We start from the raw sequence: 17,885 nt of genomic DNA, 5'->3' as shown, positions 1-17,885 counted from the left end.
ACCTGAATAAGTGCGGCGCTGGCTTAGGCTTGTCGCAACCCGGCGGAGCCCTGCTGGGCACAGTGCTGGCGGATCTTGCTGCAAATGGTGGCAGCAGTGATGGGGGAGCCGTCGTAGTTGAGTACGCGCAGCAATTTTTTCGGGTCGATTTCCAGTTCGTTGACCAGCAGGCTGCGCAGCTGGGCATCGCGGTTTTGTTCCACCACAAAGACCCTGTTGTGGTCGCTGATAAAGGTTTCCACCTCCCGGCTGAAGGGAAAGGCGCGCAGGCGCAAACCGTCCATGACCATACCGTCGGCGGCGAGTTGCTCCATGGCTTCCTCGGTGGCGGCGTCGCTGGTGCCAAAGTAAATGACGCCGTAGCGCTCGCTCTCCTGGATGGGGGCAACTTCGCTGCTGGTTTTCAGCAGCGGTTGGGGCAGCAGTTTTTTCGCGCTATTAAACTTGCGCTGCAGGCGCTCCATATTGGCGACGTACTCGTCGCCGTCTTCGGTATAGATGGCGTATTTGTCGCGGGAGGTGCCGCGGGTAAAAAATGCGCCCTTGTTGGGGTGGGTGCCGGGGTAGGTGCGATAGCAAATGCCGTCACCGTCGACGTCGAGGTAGCGACCGAAGCGCTTGCCGTCCCGAGCCAGCTGCTCCAGTTGCTCGGCGTCGAAGACCTTGCCGCGGTCATAGGTGCGCTCGTCGTCCCACTCGAACGGGGCGCTCATATGGTCGTTCATGCCCAGGTCGAGATCGCTCATGATGATGACCGGGGTTTGCAGGCGCTCGGCCAGGTCAAAGGCCTGGGCGGTCATGTCGAAGCACTCCCTCGGGGTGCTGGGAAACAGCAGTATCTGTTTGGTGTCGCCATGGGAGGCGTAGGCGGCACTGGTAATGTCCGACTGCTGGGTGCGGGTGGGCATGCCGGTGGAGGGGCCGGCGCGCTGCACATCCACTAACACCACCGGCACCTCGGCGAAGTAGGCGAGGCCGAGAAATTCGCTCATCAGGGAGACGCCGGGGCCGCTGGTGGCGGTGAAGGAGCGGGCGCCATTCCAGCAGGCGCCAATGACCATGCCGATGGCCGCCAGTTCGTCTTCGGCCTGGGCGATGGCAAAGTTGTTCTTGCCGGTACCCGGGTCGATACGCAGGCGGCGGGCGTATTTTTCAAACGCCTCGATCACCGAGGTGGAGGGGGTGATGGGGTACCAGCCGGCGACGGTGGCCCCGCCGTAGACCGCTCCCAGGCCGGTGGCGCTATTGCCGCTGACGAGGATGCTGTCGCCCACCAGGTCGCGGCGTTCAACCCGGACCTTGAGCGGGCAGTCAAAATTGCGGCGCGCGTATTGGTACCCCAGTTCCAGCGCGTGCACATTGGGTGCCACCAGTTTTTCCTTGCCCTTGAACTGGTCGCCGACCAGGTCCGTTAGCACGGAAAACTCAATGTCCAGCAGCGCCGCCAGGCAACCGATATAAATAATATTCTTGAACAGTTGGCGTTGGCGCGGGTCCTGGTATTCCCGCAGGCAGATTTCCGTCAGCGGCACGCCGATATAGGTTACGTCTTCGCGGATCAGGCGCAAATCCAGCGGCTTGGTGTTGTCGTACAGCAAGTAGCCGCCGGGCAACACCATCTCTACGTCCTTGGCCATGCTCTGCGGGTTCATGGCCACCAGTACATCGACCCCTTCGCGGCGGCCGAGATGGCCTTTTTCGCTGACGCGCACTTCGTACCAGGTGGGCAGGCCCTGGATGTTGGAAGGGAAGATGTTTTTCGGGCTGATGGGCACGCCCATGCGGAAGACGGCCTTGGCGAACATATTGTTGGCCGAGGCGGAGCCGGTGCCGTTGGTGTTGGCAAAGCGCACCACCAGTTCGTTGACCCCGGAAATATCGTCCGAACGCAGTTTCCGGGTGCTTACCTGGGAGAGGGTTACTTGTGACATGCCGTCACCTGTGCTTCTTTATAGAGGAGTTTCTGCATATCCCAGGCCGCGGTGGGGCAGCGCTCGGCACAGAGGCCACAGTGCACGCAGACATCTTCATCTTTGATCATGACCCGACCGGTGTTCAGGTCGGCGGAAATATAGAGCGGTTGCTCAGTGTTTTTCGATGGACCCACCAGTCGCTGGCGCAGCTCATCCTCGCTGCCCTGTTCCCGGTCGAAGTGGGTAATGGTGAGGCAATTGGTGGGGCAGACGTCGATACAGGCATCGCATTCAATGCAGCGCGCTTCGTAAAAGACCGTTTGTACATCACAGCTGAGGCAGCGGCTGGCCTCGCGCAGCGCCAGCTCGATGTCGTAGCCGAGTTCCACTTCGGTACCCAGGTCGGCGAGGGCCTTGTCGGTGGCGATCAGTGGCACTTTGTAACGTTCATCATTGGCCACCGAGTTCTGGTAGCTCCATTCGTGCACGCCCATTTTCTGGCTCACCAGGGTGTAGTCCGGCGGCGGCCGTTTCTCGGTCAGGGACAGGCCGCGGCAGAGCAGGTCGATGGATATGGCTGCCTGATGGGCCTGGGCTACGGCGGTGATGATGTTTTCCGGTCCAAAGGCCGCATCGCCAGCGACGAACACCCGCTCGTGGCTGGTGCGGTAGGTGACCGGGTCCACTTCGGGCATGTCCCAGTCATTAAACTGGATGCCTATATCCCGCTCGATCCAGGGAAAGCTGTTCTCCTGGCCCACCGCAATCAACACGTCGGTGCACTCGATAACGACATTGTCTTCCCCGGTGGGAATCAGCCGGCGCTTGCCATTGCTGTCGTATTCGGCGCGCACCAGCTCGAACTCTATGGCAGTGAGGCGGCCGTTATCGGTGTGAAACCGCTTTGGTACGTGGTTGTCGAGAATGGGGATGCCTTCGTGCTGGGCGTCCTCGATTTCCCAGGGCGAGGCCTTCATGGTGGCAAAGGGGCTGCGCACGGTGACGATGACTTCCTTGCCACCGATGCGGCGGGCGGTGCGGCAGCAGTCCATGGCGGTGTTGCCGCCACCGAGTACCACCACTTTTTCGCCGATGCTCTCCACGTGTTTGAAGGCGACGTTGGCGAGCCACTCCACGCCGATATGAATATGCTCGTCGGCGTCATTGCGACCGGGAATATTGAGGTCGCGGCCGCGGGGGGCGCCGGTACCGATCAGCACCGCGTCAAAGTCTTGCGCCAGTACCTGCTTGAGGCTGTCGACCCGGTGGTTGAGGTGACAGGTGACACCGCCGCGGTCGATGATGTAACCCACTTCCTCGTCGATCACTTCCGAGGGCAGGCGGAAGCGGGGAATCTGGCTGCGGATCATGCCGCCGGCCTGGGACAGGTCATCAAAAATGGTGATGTCGTAGCCCAGCGGCAGCAGGTCCCGGGCCACGGTCAGGGAGGCCGGACCGGCGCCAATCAGGGCGATGTGCTTGCCATTTTTCTGGGTCGGGATGTCCGGCAGGCGCTCGCTGATATCCTCTTTAAAGTCGGAGGCAACCCGTTTCAAGCGGCAGATGGCGACCGGCTCTTCCTGTAAGCGACCGCGCCGGCAAGCGGGTTCGCAGGGGCGATCACAGACGCGCCCGAGAATGCCGGGAAAGACATTGGATTCCCAGTTGAGCATATAGGAGTCGGTGTGGCGGCCCTGGGCGATCAGGCGGATGTATTCGGGAACCGGGGTGTGGGCGGGACAGGCGTATTGGCAATCCACCACCCGATGATAGTGATTTACAAGATCTCTGGGCTCAGTCATCTGGACCTTTCTGGCGGCTGCTGGCCGACCTGTTTTTATTAATGACGGCCTGTTGGAGGCGCTGCTCCAAAGACAAGGCAACAAACTAATATTACAAGGCGATGGCAATGAGTGCGAGCGATTGTGGAAGAAATTCCATGATCGGGTCGGTGCCGGCGGGCAAATTCAGGTAAGCCGGGCCCATTTGGTTTTGTGGGTGTGGCTGGCGTGGCGGGTGCCGTTGGCAAGCAATTAAACCTCGCCGCCTCCGGCGGCGAGGGCTTCTTTCACAGCTGCGCTGCCGGCTTAAATCATCAGCACATCGCGGCCCACGCCGGCGATGATTTTTTCCACGGTGTTGCCCCGCAACATACCTTGCAAGCCCTTGCGCTGGTGACTGGAAATCAGCACCAGATCGGCGTTGATATCCCTGGCCACATCGCAGATCACTTTTTGCGGCTCACCGACCTTGATATGCACATGTTCATTGGGCACAGCGGCCAGTGCGGCCACCTTGGCTCGATCCGGAAAAGACAGGGAGTCGGTGTAGGCGTTGACCACGTGCAGTTCCATATTGTAGACCTCGGCCAGGGTCTGGGCGCCGTTGATCACGTTTTTGTTGCGTTCCTCATAACTGCTGTCCTGGGTCTTGATAGACGCCAGCAGGCGGCGGCTGGTTTCCCCTTCTTTCTGGCGCGCGATCAGGATTGGCTTGCTGGAATTGCGCAGTAATTTCCAGTTGTCGTCACTCAGCAGGTGCTCCCTGCCACTGCCGTAGAAGGAAATCAGGGTCATGCCAACGTCCTCCCGGGTTTCCAGCGCCAGCAATGTTTCCGACCAGTTCTTGCTCCAGGAAATCAGGATGGAGTGTTCTATACCCAGTTCCGCCACCGGCGCGTGAATATGCTCGTTGACCCACTGCCCGGAACAGGTGAGACTGGTCAGGTCATCACTCTTGCGGGTTTGTTCCGTGGAGAGCAGCAGGAAAATCAGGTGCAGCTGGCGCTGGGACTGGCGTGCCATAACCAGGGCCCGATCCAGGGATGGATGGTGAGTCTGGGTAGGGTCAACGACCACAAGAATATTCAGTTTGGCTGTCATAGTAAAACTCCGAGCGGTTAGGCGTATTTGGTTATTGATTATAGGGAGCAGTACCAGTGTAACGGTTGATGTGGATCAGCATAAGATAATCCCGGCAGCGGTTACATTCAATAATGTTTACTACTCACTTTTCACGGCGGGGAAGTACGGCCAGGCTTATCACTGTGACTGCCTGGAGTCATCCGGATTGACGCCAGTGACGATAACCTGTGGTATCGTGTTGTAAAAAGTGGATGACCGCAGGAGCAGCAACATGATCACAGTATACGGTTTGCCCAAATCCCGTTCTACGCGGGTGCTATGGGCGCTGGAAGAAGTGCAGCAAGACTATACTTTTATTCCCCTGGACTTCCTCAAGGGTGAGCAGCTGCAGCCCGAGTATTTGCGCATCAATCCGGCCGGCAAGGTGCCGGCCCTTCTGCATGAAGATTTTGTCCTCACCGAGTCGGCGGCTATCGTCAATTATGTGGCCACCGAATTTGGCGACGACTTGATTCCCCGCAATAATAACCGGCTGCGGGCCGAGTACGATCGCTGGTGTTTCTTCACGCTGTCGGAGCTGGAGCAGCCACTGTGGACCATCGGCAAGCACAAATTCGCCCTGCCGGCGGAGAAGCGGGTGCCGGCGGTGCTGGAGACGGCCAATTGGGAACACGAAAAGGCGCTGGGATTGCTGTCCCAGGGGTTGGGCGAGAAAACTTATATTCTCGGCGACCAGTTCAGTGGCGCCGATATTCTGCTCGGTCACACCCTGCGCTGGGGGCTGGCGTTCAAGCGACCGCTGCCGCAACAGAACCTGCAGGATTACCTGGCGCGGCTGGAAGCCCGGCCGGCGCTGCAGGCTGCGGTGCAGCGGGAGAGTCAAGCGGCCGCTTAGCAGCACTGACCTGGCGGGTGCAAGTCTTTGGAATATCTACAGCTTTTTGGTCTAACTACACGTCCTTGGTCTAACTACAGGTCTTCGGACTATCAGGGTTTAAATAACAATCAGCCAGCCGGATCCGATGCCAGGCATCGCGGTCCCGGGCGCGGCGCAGGAGAGTAACCATGAGTAAAATTACCGGCATGGCAATGGCGTTATGGCTGTTGCTGGGTACCGTGGCGCTGGCCCAGGCGGCGGACGATAACAATTTGCGTGGCGAGTTGTTCCGGGGCGCCGATGCGGCGCTGGAGGCGGCGCAGCAGGTACGGGCGGATATCCTGGCACCGGACAACTTTGCCCGGGCCAGCAAGCTGTACGCGGCGGCGGAAGAAAAGCTCGAGCGCAAAAAATCCATCGATAAAATCAATGATGACCTGGCAGAGTCGATCGAGTACTTTAAAGCCGCCGTCAAGGCGTCGCGCCTGGCCGAGGTGACCTTTGCCGATGTGCTGCGGGTGCGCAATGCCGCGATCAAGTCGGAAACCAGTCAATTCGCGCCGGACTTGTGGCAGAGTGCGGAGAAACGCTTCGCCGATGCCGCCGGTAAACTGGAGGACGGCAATGTCAACTCGGCTCGCAGCAGGGCGGAAACTGCCCAGGAAGAGTACCTGGCTGCCGAGTTGGTCGCGATCAAGAACCGCTACCTGGGTGAGGTGCGGCAACTGCTGGAGCAGGCAGATCGGGATAAAGTCGACAAGTATGCGCCGCAAACACTGGCGGCTGCCGCAGCGACCCTGCAACGGGCGGTGGATATTCTGGATGCGGACCGCTACAACAGTGACGACGCCAGGGTGCTGGCGCAACAGGCAAGGTACGAAGTCCGGCACGCTATGCAGTTAGCGGATACCCTGCAGCCGCTTGCGCGCAAGAAGGTCAGCCTGGAAGAGTTCGCCCTGCAAGCTGAAGCTCCGCTGCAGCAGATTGCCCGGGCGTTGGATATGGAGGTTCAGTTTGACAGTGGCATTGAGGCGCCAACCCAGCGCCTGGTGAACCGGGCCAAGCAGTTGCGGGAGGAGTCGCTGGAGCTGGGGGTGCGGCGCGAAGAGGTGGCGGATTTGCAGGGTGAGGTGCAAGCCTTGCAGCAGCGGTTGGGTATTCAGTCGGACCGGATTAACGCCCAGGATGAAATGCGTCGCAAGCTGTTGCAGGTGGATTCGGCGTTTTCCCTCGATGAAGCGGTGGTCTACCAGCAGGGCAGTAATATCCTGATTCGCATGGTCGGCTTGAATTTTGATACCGGCCGCGCGGCGATTTTGCCGGAGTATTTTAGCCTGCTGCGCAAGGTGATCGATTCCCTGCGCCTGTTTCCCGGCGCCAGCTTGATTGTCGAAGGGCACACGGATTCCCTCGGCTCCGAGTTGAACAATATCAACCTGTCGCAGAAGCGGGCGGATGCGGTGGTGGAGTACCTGAAGGCCAATATGCCTGAGTTGTCTGGCAGCAGCATTATGTCTATGGGTTATGGTGAGAATCGTCCGGTTTCCAATAACGAAACAGCTGAGGGTCGAAAAACCAATCGCCGTATTGATTTGCTGATCAAGCCTAAATCTTGATGGTTTGCTGGGGTTGTACTGGGCTGGGTTAGGGTTTGCTCTGCAAGTGTTCAGTCAGGTGGGCGTGTTTTGGGGTATGGGGCTCGTTTGGTACGAGTGGGGCTTGCTTGGTGCGAGTGGGGCTCGTTTGGTACGAGTGATACTTAATGGTGTATGAGTAGGCTGCCCGTCAGCGCTGGGGGGAGCCCATTGCGGATCGGCCATATCCCCCCGACCACATTTGGCGGCTGCGAAACTCAACCATTTTTTGCGCAAAAAGACGCGCAAAAAATTGGGATTCAGACAGTCCTTGCCGACTACCCCAAATGTGGTCGGGGGGATAAGCATGGCCTGATTGATCCGCAACGGGCTCCCCCCATCGCTGACTACATTGTGGTATCTAAGAGCAACGGGCTCCCCCCATCGCTGACTACATTTTGGCATTTAAGAGCAATGGGGTTTTTCGAGTTGTTAACAACACTGAGCTCCCTCGCCGCTGACTACTTTCTTACCCCTTCTACTTCCAGCTCCAGGTATATGGTTTCGGACACTGGGCCGAGGTTGTGCTCAATGCCAAAATCCCCCAGTTTTATTGCGGTGGTACCGCTGAATCCGGCCCGATAACCAAACCATGGGTCTTTGCCTTCGCCGATCTTGGAGACCGCAATTTCGATGGGGCGGGTAACGCCGTGCAGGGTGAGGTTGCCGCTCAGGGTTGCGCTGCCTGGCTCCGAGCCCGGGAAGAAGCCGGTGCTGACAAAGGTGGCGGTGGGGTACTTGGCGGTGTTGAGGTATTTTTTGTCGCGTAAATGTTTATCTCGCTCGGCGTGGTTGGAGTCGATGCTGGCCACATCGATGCTGACCTGGACGCTGGAATTTTCCGGCGCTTCGCTGTCGTAGCTGAACTCGCCACTAAAGTTATTGAAGCGCCCCTTTAGCCAGCTGTAACCCAGGTGCAGTACCTTGAACTCGATGGAGGCGTGGGCGCCCTTGGTGTCGATGACATAGTCGGCGGCGCTGACCGGGGTGCTCAGGGCAGCGGCCAACAGGGTGCTGGCCAGTAACTGCAGCAGGGTGGATTGCTTGTGCATGATTAGAGTCCTGTGTTGATGGCGATAGTATTATTCGAAGAGTCTCATTCTGGTGGCCTGCTCGCAAGTCCATTGATAGGAGTTGGCGTGTCGGACCGGCGGTTGCGCTGTCGGTACAGTATCGGCAGCAACAGGGCGATCAGGAATCCGCCAAGGGCGCCAATCAGGTGCGCCTCGGTGATAACTGGCAGTTCGATGAGGGGGTGGGCGTAGGAGGACACTGCAACCCGTTGCTCGAGCAGTAACTTTAGCGCCAGCAGGCCGAGGCCAGCAGCGCAATAGATTTGGCCGCGGTAGAGGCGCAGTATCAGTGCCATGGCCAGCAGGCCGTGCAGTACCCCCGACATGCCCAGGTACCATTGCAGTTCGGGTAGCCACAGGAGCAAACCGAGGCTGATGGCAAGGCCGCACACCAGCACGGCAACCAGCCAGCGGGTAGTAGTGACACTGTGCGGTGACAGGTAGGCCACCAGCGCCAGGCCGACCAGGTTGAGCAGCAGGTGGTTGCCATCGGCGTGGGTGAAGTGGGCGCTGATCAGGCGCCAGTATTCGCCTGCCAGTATGGCTGAGCGGTTGTACTGGAGCAGCTGCGGAAAGTACTGTGCCACCACCATGGCGGCGCCGGTGGCAGTGACAATAGTGACGACCCTGTCCAGCTCTTTCCGGTCCAGTTCGTTCCGATCCTGCTCTTTTGGATCCAGCTCGTTCGGATCCAGGCATGCCCGACCCAACCGTGTCTTGTCCAACCCGGTCCGATCCAATGTAGCCCGGCCCAACACTGTCTGGCGGGGCGCAGCCTCTTGTGACCCGGACAGGTTTGACTCAGGCTGGTTTATTGCAGACGGGTGCAGTCTAGACTGGTGTGTTTCGGGCTGGCGTGGCGCAGGCCGGTTGTTCATGACCGGCTGCTGCGCTCCGCTTGGCGCCGGCGCAGATGGTAGCGGCGCAGGGCGCCACCTGACAGTGTCAGCAGTGCCAGGGCAAGTAGGGAATAGATCCCGACTGCGCCACCGCCACCGTAGCCCTGCCGGTGGGAGACGGTGACACTGGCGTCCTGCTTGATGCGCTCCCGGAATCGCTCCAGCTCGTCATTGAGGTTGCGGGTCATGTCGGCCATGGCCAGGGAGAAGCTGTTGCTGCGGGCGTCGCGCATGGCTTCCGGGCTGCCCACCAGGGTGGAGGTGGCCGTGATTTTATTTACCCCCGGGGCGCGGAATAGCAACTTGTTGGTTTTGACGTCAAAAATCGCGGTGTCGACGAAAGTTTGCACGTCGTTTTTGCTGCCTTTTACGAAATAGGCGCCGACAACGGTCCAGTAGAGTATTGACGATTTGGTGTCATCGGAGTGCACAACCTGGTCGTAGGAGACCAGTGCCATCACATCGAGACTGTACAGTCGCGCCACTTGCTCAATGGTTTGAAAGCCCTTGCGCGAGCGCAGGTAGGTATCGGGAATCACGGTAATGTGATCGATAAAATCCCGCCCGGTAAAACTCTGTTTGGCCTGCTCCAGCAGGCGTTTTTTTTCCGCTTCTGACAGGCCTTCGACGTTGCTGCTGTTGGAGGGCACAAAGGCAACACCCACCCGCAGCGGCAGCTGCAAATTGGGTATGTTGTTGGGCGCAGGTGGTGGGGTTTCACCCTGGGGATAGAGGAAATCCACCAGGCTGCTGGAGACGCCCTGCTGGCGACCGCCGTCGCCGGACAACTGCTGCCAGAGGTTGGTGCAGGAGCTGAGGCTGACGATTAAAGCAACAACGACAAACGACCTGAATAGTTTCATGGCATGCTCTTTGGTTGTGTGCGGAAATGTTGCGGGTGGACGGTTGATACGACGCATAACTCAGGTGGTAATCAGGCAGGATTGCGTTGTACCGCCGCTCGATTGTAGCGGTAGGTTGCGGGTGCGTCTATGAGCAGCATAGATAAGAAAGTTGTGCGCGGCGCGGCCGGGTTACGGTCGCCTGTGGCGGTGTGAAAAGAGCAAGTAAGCTGGGCGCGACTAGGCTAAACTACGGGGATAATAACTCAAGTTTCGGAGTTCATTCCACCACGCCGGGCGGGGCAGTCCCTTCCAGGACACGCTGCAAGTACGTCCCTGTAAGCTCGGCGTCGGCATCCATGCCTCCGACGGTCCCGGAAGGGACTGCCCCGCCCGGCTTTAGTGCTAGCGAATTGGCTTACGAACTCCGAAACTTGAGTATTGAGAAGAATGGCTGATAGTGCAGGCCGCAGTTTAGAAATTTGCAACTCGACTTATCCAAGTATTTAAAGTTGTATTGCTTCAGGTTTTTCTTGTTTTAAAGTTCTTTTCCGTCAACGTTCTGTTTTCCTTTAAAGTCATATAGCAGGTGCCAGCTTATGTGCGAGCCAACCGGTCAGGGAAGAACATCGCTCCCGGCGTCACTGCATCAATGTTTACGGGCGTTTGCCAGATTGCTGGCAGTGCTCGGTCTGGCATTAGTCAGCGCGGCAGGTTTTAGTGTGGCTGCGACCGCGGCGACGCCGGCCGACTTGTCCGCCTGGGAGAGCTGGGTGGCCAAAGATCATCCCGAGCTGGGTTGTCCCTGGTTGGCGGACCAAACCAACGCGCGCCAGTGTGCCTGGCCGGGGCGCATGCATTTGCAATTGCAGCCGCGGGGGCTGAGCTTTGCCCTCGATATCGAGGTGTTTGGCCAATCTGCCACGGTGGCGCTGCCGGGGGATCAGCAACACTGGCCGCGAGCGGTGCAGGTGAATGGCAAGCCGGCCGCGCTGCTGGAGCAGAAAGGTATACCCCACGTCGTGCTGGGGCCCGGTTCGCACCTGGTCAGCGGCAGTTTCAGTTGGGCGAAACTGCCGGGGCAGTTGTCGGTGCCAACCAGTATTGCGCTGGTTACGCTCACCCGCGATGGTCAGCCGCAAAGTGTTGATCGCCGCCAGGACCAGATTGTTTTTGCCAGCAAGAGCGACGCCCGGGTTGCGCAAAGTCGTGACAGCCTCGGCATAGAGGTGTATCGCAAGTTGAGCGATGGTATACCGCTGCTGCTGGAAACCCGGATTAAACTGCAGGTCAGCGGCAAACCTCGGGAGGTCAGCTTTGGCAAGGTATTGCTGGCCAATTCCGAAGTTATGGAGCTGCAGTCTCCGGTGCCGGCCCGGGTCGAGGCCAACGGTGATATGCGCGCCCAGGTGGGCGCCGGTGAACACGTCATTCAACTGCTGACCCGCTTCACTGTAAACCCGGAGGCGCTGCAGTTGTTGCAACCCGCTTCAGCGGATTGGCCCCAGGCTGAATACATCAGCGTGGCCGCCGCGCCGGAGTTGCGCCAGTTGAAGTTAGGCGGCGCGGTCAGCGTCGATACCAGCCAAATAGGCCTGCCGCCGCAATGGGTCGAATTGCCCACTTACCGGCTGGATAAAGACACCCGCCTGACCCTGACCACGGAGTATCGCGGCGACCACGCCCCAGCGGCCAATGAGCTCAACCTGCAGCGCGACCTGTGGCTGGATTTTGACGGCAGGGGCCTGACCACACTGGAGCAAATCAAGGGGCGCATGCAGCGCGATTGGCGCTTGAACGCTGCTGCTGATACCCGGGTCGGTCGCGCCACTGTGGATGGTGAGCCGGTATTGATAACTTTGGACGACGCGCAGCAGGGCATTGAAGTGCGCAGCCCGAATATCAACCTGGAAGCGGTGAGCCGGCTGGAGACAAGGTCCGGCTTCAGCGCCATTGGCTGGCAGGCGCGGGCGGAAAGTTACGCCGCGACCTTGCACTTGCCGCCGGGTTGGCGCGTCCTGCACGCAGCCGGGGTCGATGAAATCGCCGGTACCTGGCTCAGCCAGTGGGACTTGTGGGATGTGTTCCTGATCCTGGTGATTGTGGCGGCGACCCGCAAACTGCTCAGCAATCGCGCCGCCGCGCTGGCTGGACTCACCTTCCTGCTGGCGTTGCAGGAGCCCAATGCGCCGCTGCTGGTGATTCCGGTGCTGTTGATTATTATTGCCCTGCTGCCCCTGACGTCGAGCTGGATCAAATCCTCGCTCACCAGCCTGGGGGTGATGTTGGGCGCCGGTTTTGTGCTGCTGTTTATCGGGTTTGCGGTGGATTCGTTCCGGCTCGCCATCTATCCCTCTCTGGAGCGCGCAGCAGTGGGTGAATACTACCCGAGCCGGTCGCGTTCGGCCGGCAACTATGCGGTCACATCGGCTCCGCAGATGGCTCTGGAGGAGGCGGCGGACGCCCGCCTTGGGCCCTTGAAGAGCAAGCAGCGGCAGATGCAGGAAGCGCCGCCGCAGCGTGATCTTGAGCTCTATGAAGTTGCCGACGACGACCGGGTCCAGACCGGTCCGGGCCTGCCCACCTGGACCTGGGACGCGGTCTACTTACGTGCCAGCGGACCGGTGCGCGCGGATCAGCAACTGGCCCTTTACTACTCGCCACCCTGGCTGACCTCCTGCTGGCGGGTGTTGGCGGTGCTATTGGTGGGTGGCTATGCCGGCCTGGTGTTGCGGCGGCTGGCGCAGTTGATCGAGCGGCGCAGGGGGACAGCGGCGGCTGGGGGCTCGATGGCGACCCTGGGGGCAGGGTTGCTGTTGCTGGTAATGTGGCTGCCGCAGCCCGGGCTGGCCGCGGAGTACCCGCCCCAGTACCTGCTCAAGCAACTGGAACAACGGCTGACCCGGGCGCCGGAATGCCTGCCGGCCTGTGTCAGTCTCAACAATGGCAAGGTGATTGTGCGCGCCAGCGTGATGCAGATTGCATTTGACGTCTACGCCGAGGCGAACCTGGCGCTGGCCTTACCCGGTGGCGGCAGTAGCTGGCAGTTGCAACAAGTGCTGGCCGACGGCAAGAGAGTGCCGCTCGGTGCCGGTCCCGGCGGCGTGCTGGTGCAGCTGCCGCGGGGGCAGCACAGTATCGAGATGCTCGCCGCGCTCAGCGGCGACCAGGTGGCAATCAACTTTCCCCTGCCACTGCACAATGTCGAGGTGGTGGCGCCGGACTGGCGGGTGGAGGGTCTGGTAAATGGCCGTATACTCAACAGTACGCTAAATTTCCGCTCCGTCGACAAAGACCGGGTGCAGGTCAGCGATACCTTGCAGCCCGACCCGGTGGCAGATTTTGTGGTGGTCAGGCGCAGCTTCCAGTTTGCCCAGCAGTGGCGCGTCAACACCCGGGTGGAGCGACAGGCACCGGCCGCCGGTGCCATCTCCATCGCCATTCCCCTGCTGGCGAATGAGCAGCTGTTGACGGATGTCGGTGTGGTAAAAGACGGCAAGATCAGTGTGCAGCTGGGCCATCACCAGCGAGCCGTGTCCTGGAGCTCGATCCTCGCACCGGTGGACCAGCTGGCCCTTACCGCAGCCACGGAGTCACACTACGTGGAGGAGTGGCAGTTTGTGCCGTCTTCCCGCTGGCGCCTCGGTTACCGCGGTATCCCGCCGCTGCAGAGCCGGGATGGTGGCAGTGCCCTGCGGCCCACCTTCAAGCCCTGGCCCGGTGAGCAGCTGCTGGTGGATATCAGCCGCCCGGAAGGGGTGTCGGGGCCGACCCATACGGTGGAAAAAGCCGCGTTGCAGGTCAATGCCGGCAAGCAACTGCAAAAGTCCAGCTTGAGCCTCGAAATACGCTCCAGTCTCGGCGAAGACTACGCCCTGCTCTTGCCCGAGAGCGCGGAAGTTCTCGGCCTCTCGCTCAATGGCCGGGCGATGAATCTGCCCCCCGGTAACAGGGTGGTGGTGCCACTACAGCCGGGCTACCAGCAGTTGAGCCTGGAGTTTCAACAGGTGATCCCACTGGGACTGATCGACCGCTCGCCACAGATTACCCTGCCCACCGGGGCCACCAACCTGTCCCTGAATTACCGCCTGCCGCGGGACCGCTGGCCGCTGTTTATCAGTGGCCCGGCCATCGGCCCGGCGATGCTCTATTGGGGCGTGTTGTGCGTGATCGTGCTGGGGGCGTTTGCCCTGGCCTACCTGAGTTCGAGTTTGCGGCTGGCCATGCCCATTACCCTGTTTGGCTGGTTGCTGCTGGGTATCGGCTTGTCGACGGTCAACAGCTACGGGGTGCTGGTCACTGCGGTGTTGTTCTTTTTGTTGGCGGTGCGCCGCCAGCACATCGATCCCCAGGCGATGAGCCGCAATCGCTTCAATTTGTTGCAGGTGTTTATCGTCGTTATGGGGGTGCTAACCGCTTTCAGTATAATCTCTGCAATTCCCATGGGGTTGCTGGCGAGCCCGGAAATGAAAGTGGTTGGCAATGGCAGCGACAGCCACTGGTACAACTATTACCAGGACCGGGTCAGCAGCGAAGACTTCCCCGGAGTGACGGTGGTGAGTGTACCCATCATCGCCTATCGCCTGGTGATGTTGCTCTGGTCATTGTGGCTGGCGACTAAAATTATCCAGTGGGCCAGCTGGGGCTGGCACTGTTTCTCCGCTCAGGGCACCTGGCGAGCCAAAGTTGACAGCGCGGCAGAGTCCAAAACCGGGGGTGGTGCCGGGCCGGAAACCGGGCCGCCGTCGTAGCGGGGTAAGAGCGGTGTTGGCAGGACGCGGGACAAAGTTGCCAAACTTTGGCAGTATACGAAGTGGTAGCAGGCAGCAGGGCCGCAAGGCCCAACTATAATACCAAAATAATACTCATTCCCGCCCTGCCTGCGCAGCCGCGCAGCAGCCGGTCGGGGGATGTCTCAGGATTACCGCCCATGGCATTTGAAAAGCTCTCCCAGTTGGCTGTCGAAACCAGCGCCAAAGCGCTCGAGGTTGTTCTGCAAACCGAGACCTATGCACAGCTCGGCCTTGTGGTCGCCATCTACGGCTGCGCCTATGTGGTGGCCAATCGAATCCTGCGCTACGTACCCTTCCTCGGGGCAAGATCTGCAACTACCCCGGAGCATCCACTGCGCCGCTTTCTCACCAAGCTGGGCGAGTTGGTATTCCCGCTGCTGGCCATTTTAATGCTCAGCATTGCTGTCAATATCAGTGCAAGCACCCTGGGCCAGGGCTGGCTGGTTCGAGCCGCATTGATCATCGCCATGCTGCTGGTGTTTAACGAGATTATTCGCGAGTTTATTAAAAATTATGTGGTGGCCAGTGCGTTCCGCTGGGTGGGATTGCCACTGCTGTTCTTGCACCTGGTGGGTATTCTCGGGCGGCTGGTGGAAATACTCGAGTCCATGTCGGTGACCATTGGCAATATCGAAGTGTCGGCCTACGGCCTGCTGCGTGTGGCGTTGTTTGGTTCGCTGTTGTTCTGGTTGGGGCGGGTGTCTAACGTTACCGGCAAGGATATGATCCGGCGCCAGGAGCAGCTGGATTTCCGCACCCGCGAGGTGGCGGCGAAGCTGCTGGAAGTCGTCATCTTTGTGGTGATCTTTCTACTGCTGTTGCAGGTGATGGGGATCAACCTCACCGCCCTGGCAGTGTTTGGCGGTGCTGTGGGTGTAGGTTTGGGGTTTGGCCTGCAAGCCATTGCTTCGAATTTTATCTCCGGGATTATTATCCTGCTCGACCGCTCGATTTCCATCGATGACTATATCGAACTGGAAGATGGCCGCACCGGTATTGTGCGGGAGTTGAGCCTGCGCTCTACCACGCTGGAAACCTTCGATGGCAAGGACATCATGGTGCCCAACGAGAAGTTTATCGTGGAGAGCTTTACCAACTGGACCCACAAAAACAAAAAGCAGCGCTATCGGGTGGACTTTTCCGTCGCCTACCACTCGGACATTCGCAAGCTGGTGGAAGTCATTAAAAAAGTGGTGGCCGATCACCCGCAGGTATTGAGTGGTGACGAGCTCCCCATCGAAGAGCGGCCCGATTGTGAAATCGACAGCTTTGGAGATTCCGGGGTCAATATGTTCGTGGAGTTCTGGATGCATGGCATCGACGATGGCAAAAATAGGGTCGGCGGGGACCTGCTGCTGCTGATCTTCGAGGCCATGCGCGAGCACGGCTTTGAGATTCCTTTTCCGCAGCGGGAAGTGCGTGTGCTCAACAAAAACTTTACGGTGGCAGCGGCGCCGGTGGACAAGCCGTAGTGCGGTGCTGGCGCCGCGTCAATTTTTATCGGTGGGGCAATTGATGTTAGCATGGTCAGTGGTTGCGGCGGCAATAACGCCGCGGCATTCCGTCAACCCCGAATTACCAGCAGGAAACCGTTAAAATATTATTATGCCTTTGTCTTCCGAGCGTTTCTCCCTCGACCATGCACGCCTGCTCAATACACTCAAAGCCCGCGACAACCTGCTGTTTATCCAGGACCTGGACGGGGTGTGTATGGGGCTGGTGCGGGATCCTCTCGATCGCCAGATTGAGCCGCGCTACCTGCAAGCGGCAAAGCAACTCGACGGTCATTTTTTTGTATTGAGCAACGGCGAGCATATTGGCCGGCGCGGGGTAAATTTGATTGTGGACAGAACCCTGGGAGCGGCCGCTGCCAGGCAACAGGGCTACTATTTGCCCGGTCTCGGCGGCGGAGGAGTGCAGTGGCAGGATTGCTACGGTGCGGTATCGCACCCGGGCGTCAGTGACGCCGAATTGGAGTTTCTCGCCGCAGTACCGGACCGCTGCCGCGATTTTATGCAGCAAAAGCTGGGAGCTGAGCCCTATCAATTGAGCGCGGCGGAAATAGAGTCGCTGCTGGCCAGCACGGTGCTGGATAACCTGGTCTCGCCCACGGTGAACATCAATAACTTTTTCCAGAAGTTTGCCGGCCAGGCGGAGAAGTATCGCTGTCTGCAGCGGGACCTGAAAAACCTGATGGAGTCGCTGTTGGCAGAGGCCAGTCGGCAACAATTGGGCTCCAGCTTCTTTGTCCACTACGCCCCCAATCTCGGCAGTGATGCCAGCGGTGAGCGTATCAAGTACGCTGAGGGGAGCGACGCCGGTACCACGGATTTCCAGTTTATGCTGGCCGGCGCGGTCAAGGAAACCGGGGTACTGGTGATTCTCAATCACTACTTCCAGCAGCGTAGCGGTCACTATCCGCTGGGTGCCGATTTCAGTGTGCGCCAGGCGCCGCGGGACCAGCAGCAGTTATTGGCGCTGCTACAGCAACACTTCGACCCGGACCTGATGCCGCACATCGTTGCCGTGGGTGATACCATTACTTCCCAGCCCATAGAGCTGGACGGACAACAGCAGGTGGTCCGGGGTGGCAGCGATCGCGGTTTTCTCAGTTTTGTGCAGGCCATTGGCGGCTGCGTCGGGGTCGACAATACGATTGTCTATGTGGACAGCAGCGGTGGTGAAGTCCGGCGACCGGGTCTCAAGCGCGACTGTTTGCCCGCCACTGCAGAACGCTGGGGCAAGCGCCACTGGGGCGCCGTTCGAGGCATCAGCGATCCCGCCGATCCGCTGCAGGTCAATTTTGCCTTCCCGGGGGGACACAGCCAGTATGTGGACTTTTTCTGCCAGCTGGCCCGGGACTATTTCAACGGTCGCCACGCCGCCACGCCCCCCGGCTAAACAGCCTTCCGACGAATTGCGCGGACCCTTTCAGTTGGCTTCGTTCGCTTCCCTATCTTAATCCAGCGGCGCTCGTTCAGATAAAGTTA

General features: G+C 59.5%; 11 protein-coding genes. 5 read left to right on the top strand and 6 right to left on the bottom strand.

Annotated features, from left to right (window positions below):
• Positions 1 to 23 precede the first annotated feature (23 nt).
• The 3 genes from G8764_RS17290 to G8764_RS17280 all read right to left on the bottom strand — a co-directional run bounded on the left by G8764_RS17290 (position 24) and on the right by G8764_RS17280 (position 4,795).
• Complete coding sequence (locus tag G8764_RS17290; RefSeq protein WP_166165920.1) at positions 24 to 1,931, bottom strand: 2-oxoacid:acceptor oxidoreductase subunit alpha; 1,908 nt, start codon at positions 1,929 to 1,931, stop codon at positions 24 to 26.
• Positions 1,919 to 3,715, bottom strand: coding sequence for an FAD-dependent oxidoreductase (locus G8764_RS17285; protein ID WP_166165919.1), 1,797 nt, complete (start codon positions 3,713 to 3,715; stop codon positions 1,919 to 1,921). The genes G8764_RS17290 and G8764_RS17285 overlap by 13 nt, the downstream gene beginning before the upstream one ends.
• 285 nt (positions 3,716 to 4,000) lie before the next feature.
• Positions 4,001 to 4,795: a universal stress protein gene (locus G8764_RS17280; protein ID WP_166165918.1), complete on the bottom strand. Its 795-nt coding sequence runs from the start codon at positions 4,793 to 4,795 to the stop codon at positions 4,001 to 4,003.
• 253 nt (positions 4,796 to 5,048) lie between these two features.
• On the opposite strand from G8764_RS17280, the gene G8764_RS17275 reads away from it, so the two are divergent.
• Together G8764_RS17275 and G8764_RS17270 are read left to right on the top strand one after the other, a co-directional pair.
• Positions 5,049 to 5,672, top strand: a complete 624-nt coding sequence (locus tag G8764_RS17275; RefSeq protein ID WP_166165917.1) for a glutathione S-transferase family protein — start codon at positions 5,049 to 5,051, stop codon at positions 5,670 to 5,672.
• A gap of 170 nt (positions 5,673 to 5,842) precedes the next feature.
• Positions 5,843 to 7,270: an OmpA family protein gene (locus tag G8764_RS17270; protein ID WP_166165916.1), complete on the top strand. Its 1,428-nt coding sequence runs from the start codon at positions 5,843 to 5,845 to the stop codon at positions 7,268 to 7,270.
• A 479-nt stretch (positions 7,271 to 7,749) separates the two neighbouring features.
• On the opposite strand, the gene G8764_RS17265 is transcribed toward G8764_RS17270, so the two are convergent.
• The 3 genes from G8764_RS17265 to rhlP form a co-directional block, all read right to left on the bottom strand.
• Positions 7,750 to 8,340, bottom strand: a complete 591-nt coding sequence (locus G8764_RS17265) for a YceI family protein (RefSeq protein ID WP_207951940.1) — start codon at positions 8,338 to 8,340, stop codon at positions 7,750 to 7,752.
• A 44-nt stretch (positions 8,341 to 8,384) separates the two neighbouring features.
• Positions 8,385 to 9,086: a rhombosortase gene (rrtA, locus tag G8764_RS17260; protein WP_166165915.1), complete on the bottom strand. Its 702-nt coding sequence runs from the start codon at positions 9,084 to 9,086 to the stop codon at positions 8,385 to 8,387.
• 149 nt (positions 9,087 to 9,235) lie between these two features.
• Entirely contained in the window at positions 9,236 to 10,123 is an 888-nt protein-coding gene (rhlP, locus tag G8764_RS17255) for a rhombotarget lipoprotein (protein WP_166165914.1), read from the bottom strand.
• Between the two features lie 701 nt (positions 10,124 to 10,824).
• Here rhlP and G8764_RS17250 point away from each other — a divergent pair.
• The 3 genes from G8764_RS17250 to stpA all read left to right on the top strand — a co-directional run bounded on the left by G8764_RS17250 (position 10,825) and on the right by stpA (position 17,796).
• Complete coding sequence (locus G8764_RS17250; protein WP_166165913.1) at positions 10,825 to 14,853, top strand: hypothetical protein; 4,029 nt, start codon at positions 10,825 to 10,827, stop codon at positions 14,851 to 14,853.
• A gap of 179 nt (positions 14,854 to 15,032) precedes the next feature.
• Positions 15,033 to 16,367 (top strand): mechanosensitive ion channel family protein, encoded by a 1,335-nt coding sequence (locus G8764_RS17245; RefSeq protein ID WP_166165912.1) that lies wholly within the window; start codon positions 15,033 to 15,035, stop codon positions 16,365 to 16,367.
• Positions 16,368 to 16,500: 133 nt separating this feature from the next.
• Positions 16,501 to 17,796 (top strand): glucosylglycerol 3-phosphatase, encoded by a 1,296-nt coding sequence (gene stpA / locus G8764_RS17240; protein ID WP_166165911.1) that lies wholly within the window; start codon positions 16,501 to 16,503, stop codon positions 17,794 to 17,796.
• The last annotated feature ends 89 nt before the right edge of the window (positions 17,797 to 17,885 follow it).

This window comes from Pseudomaricurvus alcaniphilus (assembly GCF_011440395.1).
In the GTDB taxonomy this organism is placed as follows: domain Bacteria; phylum Pseudomonadota; class Gammaproteobacteria; order Pseudomonadales; family Cellvibrionaceae; genus Pseudomaricurvus; species Pseudomaricurvus alcaniphilus.
Note: the sequence above shows the minus strand (reverse complement) of the source record. Positions and strands in the feature narration are given on the sequence as shown.

Excerpts from the sequence above, each read along its gene's own strand:
- G8764_RS17290 (WP_166165920.1), bottom strand. The coding sequence starts at position 1,931 with ATGTCACAAGTAACCCTCTCCCAGGTAAGCACCCGGAAACTGCGTTCG.
- G8764_RS17285 (WP_166165919.1), bottom strand. The coding sequence starts at position 3,715 with ATGACTGAGCCCAGAGATCTTGTAAATCACTATCATCGGGTGGTGGAT.
- G8764_RS17280 (WP_166165918.1), bottom strand. The coding sequence starts at position 4,795 with ATGACAGCCAAACTGAATATTCTTGTGGTCGTTGACCCTACCCAGACT.
- G8764_RS17275 (WP_166165917.1), top strand. The coding sequence starts at position 5,049 with ATGATCACAGTATACGGTTTGCCCAAATCCCGTTCTACGCGGGTGCTA.
- G8764_RS17270 (WP_166165916.1), top strand. The coding sequence starts at position 5,843 with ATGAGTAAAATTACCGGCATGGCAATGGCGTTATGGCTGTTGCTGGGT.
- G8764_RS17265 (WP_207951940.1), bottom strand. The coding sequence starts at position 8,340 with ATGCACAAGCAATCCACCCTGCTGCAGTTACTGGCCAGCACCCTGTTG.
- rhlP (WP_166165914.1), bottom strand. The coding sequence starts at position 10,123 with ATGAAACTATTCAGGTCGTTTGTCGTTGTTGCTTTAATCGTCAGCCTC.
- G8764_RS17245 (WP_166165912.1), top strand. The coding sequence starts at position 15,033 with ATGGCATTTGAAAAGCTCTCCCAGTTGGCTGTCGAAACCAGCGCCAAA.
- stpA (WP_166165911.1), top strand. The coding sequence starts at position 16,501 with ATGCCTTTGTCTTCCGAGCGTTTCTCCCTCGACCATGCACGCCTGCTC.